Raw genomic sequence first — 3,678 nt, forward strand, 5'->3', positions numbered from 1 at the left:
GTCTGTTTGCAGTTTATTTGCACGTAATGTGGTTTCTTCTGCACTGAATGTGGTTTTGAGACACCCACTTTTGGCAGTTAATGTGGTTTCAAAAATCCCCTTTTTGCAGTTTTGACCTCTGCTTTTTGCAGTTCGCTACACCTAGATAACTCAATCGTATAGGATCAAGGTTGAATGGCGGATAATGTTATTCAGGGTGAAGGTTTCACGGTCAGAGAAAGCAAATTCGACTTCTTTTTCGGGCGCGTTACTCCCGACCCAACTAATACCCAGAGGTCGTTACAAAATTTAAGAGAATTGAGTCGGCTGGGAATTGACGAAGCAACGGGTGGCAGAGAAAGGCTCATGCAAATCTTTCGGGAGGGCTTAAATGCGCCTGAAATTCCTGAAGATAGGAGAGATACTGAATATGGTACTAGCATTACCCGCAAACTCGAAGTGAGCGGTACTGAAGCAACGGGAGCCATTTTTATCCGCTATTATTACCCAGAAAGCGACCTGGGAGCCATCCCTCAAGTAGCCTCACTTGTTGTCAAAATTTATCGATAAAAACTGCGATGAAAATTCAGATTATTCACGAAGTTGACTTTAATCAAATTGATGCTTCTCGGCAACTGATAGCCACCGAGTATTCACGTCAATTTGCCATCATTGACCTGGGCGAAAATTTGGGAGTTTACGGCATTAGTTGGAACAGCGATTTAATTAAACCGATGGTGAAACTTTCACCAGACGGACAAACGATTTGGGTGGGTGTTGAACAAAAGGTAGCTGCGATTTGTAGGGAAACGGGTAAGATTTTGCTAACTTTGCCGCTAACTTCCTACTTGGTGCAAATGCTAACTTTAGACAAAGTTACTGCTGCCATTACTGAAGAGGACTTTTTACTTTTCAACCGCAGAGGCTCTATCCGCTCTAATAAAGCTTTACCTGATACAGCGATTGGAATGTCGCTGGTTGAAGGCGAATTAGTGATAAAATTACTGTCGGGCGAGTGTTTAACCATCAACCCTGAAACTGGCAGTTTTCAGAAGGCTGGCTTCATTAGGAATGGGATAAGTTTAGGGTTGGCATAGCTCGGTACTCCGCTTGGCAAAGGTAAGCTTAATTCCTTACATTGGTGATGTCTGAATAAGTATTGTGTACCGAGCAAAAGCCGTCACCCTTTCTCTTTCAGGGGATTATAACTTAAAGCCTAGAAGTCAATTCGCGCTCCAAGACTACTGTCGCTTGTTGGCAGTTCAACGCTTGTTCCGAATCGACAACAGCTCCACAGCGAGCCGCTTCCTTTCCTCTCCCCGGCGGTCATATTTAGCCACAATTGCAGGCGAAGAATGCCCCGCCAGCTCCGCCACCGTCACGATATCAACTCCAGCATCTAGCAAATCCGAGCAAAAAGTCCGGCGGAAATCGTGAGGAGAAAACGACTCCACCCCCGCCTCTATTGCCCGCTTTTGCAAAATCACTAATACCGCCTGGGGTGTTAGCGGTCTGATATGTATCCGACCCATCTTCCAGGCCGGACACAACAACGCTCCCGCTTCCAGACCCCGAACCACGAGCCAATCTTCCACCACCTCCACAGCATCCCCAGGAAGGTACACCGTGCGGTCTTTGTTCCCCTTACCGCCTCGTACCTTCATAGCACCCGTGCGAGCATTAAAGTCCCTCAATTCCAGCTTCACCACCTCAGCCCGGCGCAAACCCACCCGCAGGATCGCCAGCAGAGCCGCATCGCGAGCGCCTGCCTGAGTCGGGTCATTGTGGCACACCTCAAACAGAGTGGCAATTTCATCAGCGCTCAAGGCCCGCCCCCTGAGTTTGTCAGATGTCCTAATTTTAGGCAAATCAATCGCCTTGGCATAGTCAGTCGCGCTCATCAAATCCAGCCGCAGTGATTCTTTCAACACCCGCTTCAGAGCACACATCATCTTTTTAGCAGTAGCCGGAGAGTGCTGTGCCATCAATGCCCCTTGCACCGCAGCCGTGTGCTGGTAGCGCAGCGTCGCCCAATTCAGCGTCATCGCGTCGCACTGCCCCTCCGTCAGCAAAGACGCGATCGCATCAAGAGACTGCCGCATCGTCGGCTGTGAGCCGGGTGCCAACAGAGAAAGGTACACCGCCACCGGGTGAGAAGTCAGCGGCAGAGGCTGTGGCAACAAGAGCGTTAAATCTGAGGTAACAGTGTTCAAAGGACGACCTATGAAATTGTCAGAACGAGGATTCTAGGAATTCCTCTTAATTGTCGGACAATGAGTGCAATCACAGCAAAAAAAGTTTGACTGACCCAGAGAAATTGCTGCAAGTGCGGGAGCATCAACAGATGCTGCCGTTTTCTCCTTTTTGACACCGTTTTGATACTGTTTTGAGACCCTAATGTCCCCTGTTCTGTCGTTTACCACTAAAAAGAGAGTCCGCGATGGGACTTGAGGAAAGCTGACGCGCATCTAGTTTGTACTTTTTGAAGCCTAAACCTCTTAATGCAGCGAGATTATTATCAAGCATTACCTGAGCGAGTTTTGCTGCGAGGTTAATTTTTTTTTCCTGACAATCCACACATCATTTTACCATAAAAATTGTCACCGTAACCTATGAGTTAAACAGTTGCTACCTCACCGCTCAAAGCCTGATATTCATCACTTGAAAAGGGGCAAAAGCCATCATAGCATTGAGCAGTTATATTACACAGCAAGCGAAACTGAAGCGGTGTCGGTGGCTGATTGACACGCTCTACGTGCACCTCTACCAAACTGGGATTCCTCAATAGAACTTCAAAAATCTCACTATTCAAATATCGCGGACAATACCCGACAATATAGCGATCATCGGTATTTAAAGTCAATGCTTTAGAATCATAATGATTTTGAAATTCGTGAGCTAACCACAACTTTTCTCCAGTCTCTAAGCGATTAATTCGCTCAATTGCACATTGTGGCAAATACCGCAGTCCGTGCAAGAAAAAGTGAAGGCAATACCGTCCTTCTGAATCTGGTTCAGGAATGGGAAAAACAGTCAGCGTATCTGTTTCACGCCGCCCACCGCTGCGGGCTAACATGGCAATTGGATCTCTTTCATCTTGAGAAAGATTTAGCCAGTGAATAAAACTTGAGTAATCGGGGCGAGTTTTCGGCATCAACCGATTAGCAAATACGGGAAATAAATAGGTTGATTTATAGACTTCACCTAAGCGCGGAAACGAGGATAAGGGTTCAAAAACGCACTTTTCTTGAGCTTCTAAAACGCCTTGCGTGTAGGTAAATTCGTAGTTAATTCCATCAAATGTTAGCCTGCCAATGGGAAACCAGGAACGGCTATTTTGGTCTTGCCAAGCCAAAAAAAGCGTTAATTTTGTCTTCACGGTAGCGCTTTCCTCAAGGTAAGCAGACAGCAGTTCACAAATACAAGGCTGAACTGAGCATTAATCGCGATCGCCTCTACTCTCGATCTTTTTTGAGACTATTAACTCAAACCCTTGTGTAATAAGCCGTTCAACTTTCTTGTCCCCATGTGTGCGCGATCGCCATAAAGAACTCATCATGTCCCTTCTTCTGCAAGCTCTAAGCGGTGCGCGTAAGTGTTGACGAATTGCCCCGAAAACAGGGATTTCACCATTACCTGAGCCCCAGAAACAGCTCTAACGACATATTTCTGAACCTTACCGCAGAACCTCACCACCGA

The 3,678-nt window shown here is 46.8% G+C and carries 4 protein-coding genes; 2 read left to right on the forward strand and 2 right to left on the reverse strand.

Annotation, left to right across the window (positions count from 1 at the left end):
* Positions 1-174 precede the first annotated feature (174 nt).
* Together PN499_RS20135 and PN499_RS20140 are read left to right on the forward strand one after the other, a co-directional pair.
* Positions 175-549: a hypothetical protein gene (locus PN499_RS20135; RefSeq protein WP_272033986.1), complete on the forward strand. Its 375-nt coding sequence runs from the start codon at positions 175-177 to the stop codon at positions 547-549.
* Between the two features lie 8 nt (positions 550-557).
* Positions 558-1,076, forward strand: coding sequence for a hypothetical protein (locus PN499_RS20140; protein WP_272033988.1), 519 nt, complete (start codon positions 558-560; stop codon positions 1,074-1,076).
* Positions 1,077-1,241: 165 nt separating this feature from the next.
* On the opposite strand, the gene PN499_RS20145 is transcribed toward PN499_RS20140, so the two are convergent.
* Positions 1,242-2,192 carry a tyrosine-type recombinase/integrase gene (locus PN499_RS20145; RefSeq protein ID WP_272033989.1) on the reverse strand — a complete coding sequence of 317 codons (951 nt, stop codon included), beginning with the start codon at positions 2,190-2,192 and terminating at the stop codon, positions 1,242-1,244.
* A gap of 404 nt (positions 2,193-2,596) precedes the next feature.
* Complete coding sequence (locus tag PN499_RS20150; RefSeq protein ID WP_272033991.1) at positions 2,597-3,358, reverse strand: HIRAN domain-containing protein; 762 nt, start codon at positions 3,356-3,358, stop codon at positions 2,597-2,599.
* Positions 3,359-3,678: the final 320 nt, after the last annotated feature.

The sequence above is a fragment of the Kamptonema animale CS-326 genome, from assembly GCF_028330895.1.
Lineage (GTDB): Bacteria > Cyanobacteriota > Cyanobacteriia > Cyanobacteriales > Microcoleaceae > Kamptonema > Kamptonema formosum.

Bases quoted from the DNA above. Each gene is read 5' to 3' on its own strand.
- PN499_RS20140 (WP_272033988.1), top strand. From the start codon at position 558: ATGAAAATTCAGATTATTCACGAAGTTGACTTTAATCAAATTGATGCT.
- PN499_RS20135 (WP_272033986.1), top strand. From the start codon at position 175: ATGGCGGATAATGTTATTCAGGGTGAAGGTTTCACGGTCAGAGAAAGC.